Annotated in this window: 2 protein-coding genes; both read left to right on the top strand. The window is 63.7% G+C overall.

All coding sequences use genetic code 11. The annotated features are described in order from the left end of the window. On the top strand, positions 1-300 hold a 300-nt coding region (locus ABI213_RS18900), incomplete at its 5' end, for a WYL domain-containing protein (RefSeq protein ID WP_348028235.1). Between the two features lie 289 nt (positions 301-589). Beyond that, on the top strand, positions 590-3,198 hold a 2,609-nt coding region (locus ABI213_RS18895), incomplete at its 3' end, for a diguanylate cyclase (protein ID WP_348028233.1).

The raw sequence follows: 3,198 nt of genomic DNA, 5'->3' as shown, positions 1-3,198 counted from the left end.
AACGGCCTGACAGCCCCGGTGCGCGCCCATTTGCAGACCTTGCGCGAGGCGATTGGCTTGCGCCGCAAGATCCACATGGACTACAGCGATGCGAAAGAGGCCACCAGCCAGCGCACGGTGCAGCCGCTGGGTTGCTTTTACTGGGGTCGCACCTGGACGCTGGTGGCCTGGTGCGAGGTGCGGCAGGACTTTCGCAGCTTCCGCGTGGACCGCATGCAGAGCGTGACGGTGCTGGACACGCCGTTCCGGCCCGAGCCAGGTCGCACGCTGGCTGACTTTTTGCGTACGGTGGCGTGCTAGAACGTGAACAGGTTCTAATACGCCAAGCGCTGAGCCTTTCGGTTTGCTTCAGTTTTAAGAGCTGCTGGTGCAGGTAGAACCTGCGTCAGAGGCCTTAATTCCTTAAAATAGAGGCTTGGCCGGATGCCCTGCTAGGGTCTCTGGCTGGGCCTGTGAACGGCGTGCGGTTACAGTTCGGTTGTATTGATACAAATAGTAACGTTTTGGGGTTTTAAGTCCGCAGCCCGCACCGTCTTGATCCCTCGGTACTGACCGCAGCCACCGGAGAGCTTTTGCATGGATTGGAATGTTGAGTAAGTCTTTTGCAGCGCCGCGGGTTTTTCCTTGGCGCTCGCTCAAAACCCGTATCACGCTGAGCACCCTGGCGATCTTTTTGGCGGGCATCTGGTCGCTGTCTTTTTACGCCAGCGATGTGCTGCGCGACGACATGACGGCCATGCTGGGCGAGCAGCAGGTGGCGGCCGTTAGTTCGGCCGCCGCTGCGGTTGATAGTGAACTGGAGCAGCGCCTGCGCCCCTTGGGTACTTTGGCCACCATGTTGACCCACGTGGCTCCCGACCAATGGGGGGTGCTGCAAAGCTACCTGGATGCGAGCCCGGAGCTGGCCAGCTTGTTCAACGGTGGTTTTATCGTCTACGGGCTGGACGGCGTGCCCAAGCATGCCGACGGTTTGGCCGTGGGCATCGTACCGGGCCCGCCGGTGGCGGCCGAGGTGATCCAGGCGGCCTTCCAGCGGGGCGAATCCAACGTCGGTCGGCCTAGTTTCTATTTGCCGTTGCAGGCCCCCGTATTCCCGGTGGCGGTACCCATCGTCAATGCCGAGGGCGCGGTGGTGGGGGTGCTGGTGGGTTTGACCAATTTGCACCGGCGCAACTTTCTGGACCGCATCACCGACAACCGCTACGCCAAGACCGGTGCCACCCTGTTCGCCGTGCCCGCATCGCGGCAGATCATCACGGCCAGCGACAAGGCCCGCATACTGGAAACCCTGCCCGCCGCCGGTGCCGACCCGCTGACCGACTACATCCTGCAAGACCACGAGGGCTTTAACCTGATGTCCGACCGCCAGGGCGCGGAGGTGCTGGTGTCCAGCAAGCGAATCAGCCAGTCGGGCTGGACGGTGGCGGCCGTGCTGTCCACCGACGTGGCCTTTGCGCCCATCCGCACCATGCAGCACCGCATGCTACTGGCAACGCTGGTGCTGACCTTGCTGGCCGGTGTGCTCACCTGGTGGATACTGCGCCGCCAACTGGCCCCGATGCTGGAGGCCGTGCACACGCTGGCCCGCCTGTCCGATCCCACCTTGCGCGAACTGCCGCTGCAGCCACTGGCCATACAGCACAACGACGAGGTGGGTGAGTTGATCGGCGGGCTTAACCACCTGTTGGCCACGTTGGGCCAGCGCGAACACGCCCTGCGCGACAGCGAAGAGCGCTTTCGTACTTTGGTGGAGTGGTCACCCGAGGCGGTGGTGGTGCACGTCCAAGACCGCATCGTGTACGCCAACCCGGCCGCGGCGCTGCTGTTGGGTGCCACCTCGCCCCAAGACCTGGTGGGGCGGCTGATGGCGCAGTTGTTGCACCCCGAGTCGCTGGCGCTGGCGCACCAGCGGGCCCGGTATGTGGCCGAAAGCGGCCAGCGGGTGGGCGTGGTGGCCTTGCGTTTTATCAAGCTGGACGGCAGCTTGATCGACGTGGAAGTGCAGGGCACGCCCATCCAATTTGACGGTGCCAAGGCGGTGCACACCGTGCTCAGCGACATCACCGGGCGCAAGCTGGCCGAGATCGAGCTGCGCATTGCCGCCACGGCATTCGAGTCGCAGCAGGGCATGCTGGTCACCGACCGCCATTGGCAGATCCTACGGGTCAACCAGGCGTTTTGCGACATTACGGGCTATTCGGCAGAAGAGGCCGTAGGGCAGACACCTTCGGACCTGTTGCGCTCGGGTCTGCACGATGCGGATTTTTTCCAAGCCATGGCATCCAGCCTGGAGCACACCGGCACCTGGCAGGGCGAAGTGTGGGACCGGCGCAAAAATGGCGAGCTGTTTCCGGGCTGGTTTGCCATCACCGCCATCAAGGACGAGCACGACCAGGTGACCCATTACGTGGACACCTTCACCGACATCACCGACCGCAAGGCCGCCGAGGAGCAAATCCAGAACCTGGCCTTTTTTGACCCACTGACCGGCTTGCCCAACCGCCGCCTGTTAATGGACCGCCTGGCCCTGACCATGGCCAACCACGCCCGCGACAAACGCAGCGGCGCGCTACTGTTTGTCGACCTGGACAACTTCAAAACCCTGAACGACAGCTACGGCCACCACGTGGGCGACCTGCTGCTGCAAGAGGTGGCCCGGCGCCTGTCTACCTGCATCCGCAAGGGCGATACCGTGGCCCGGCTGGGCGGCGACGAGTTTGTGGTGATGCTGGAAGACCTGGGCCAGCAGGCGATGGACGCCGTCACCCATGCCGAGGCGGTGGGCGACAAAATCCTGGCGGTGCTGAACCAGAACTTTCTGCTTGCCGGCACCGTGCACCACAGCACGCCCAGCATCGGCATCACCTTGTTTGGCGAGATGGACGAGAGCATCGAAGAACCTCTGAAGCGCGCCGACCTGGCCATGTACCAGGCCAAGAGCGCGGGCCGCAACACGCTGCGGTTTTTTGACCCCCACATGCAGGCCGTGGTAAGTGCCCGCGCCGCGCTGGAAATGGGCCTGCGCGAGGCGCTCGTTGGCAACCAGCTGCAGCTGTACTACCAGCCGCAAGTGGTCGGCGAATGTCAACTGACCGGCGTAGAAGCGCTGGTGCGCTGGCAGCACCCCGAGCGCGGCATGGTGCCCCCGGCCGAATTCATTCCCCTCGCCGAAGACACCGGGCTGATACTCCCGCTGGG

The sequence above is a fragment of the Rhodoferax sp. genome, from assembly GCF_039922535.1.
GTDB lineage: Bacteria > Pseudomonadota > Gammaproteobacteria > Burkholderiales > Burkholderiaceae_C > Rhodoferax_B.
Note: the sequence above shows the minus strand (reverse complement) of the source record. Positions and strands in the feature narration are given on the sequence as shown.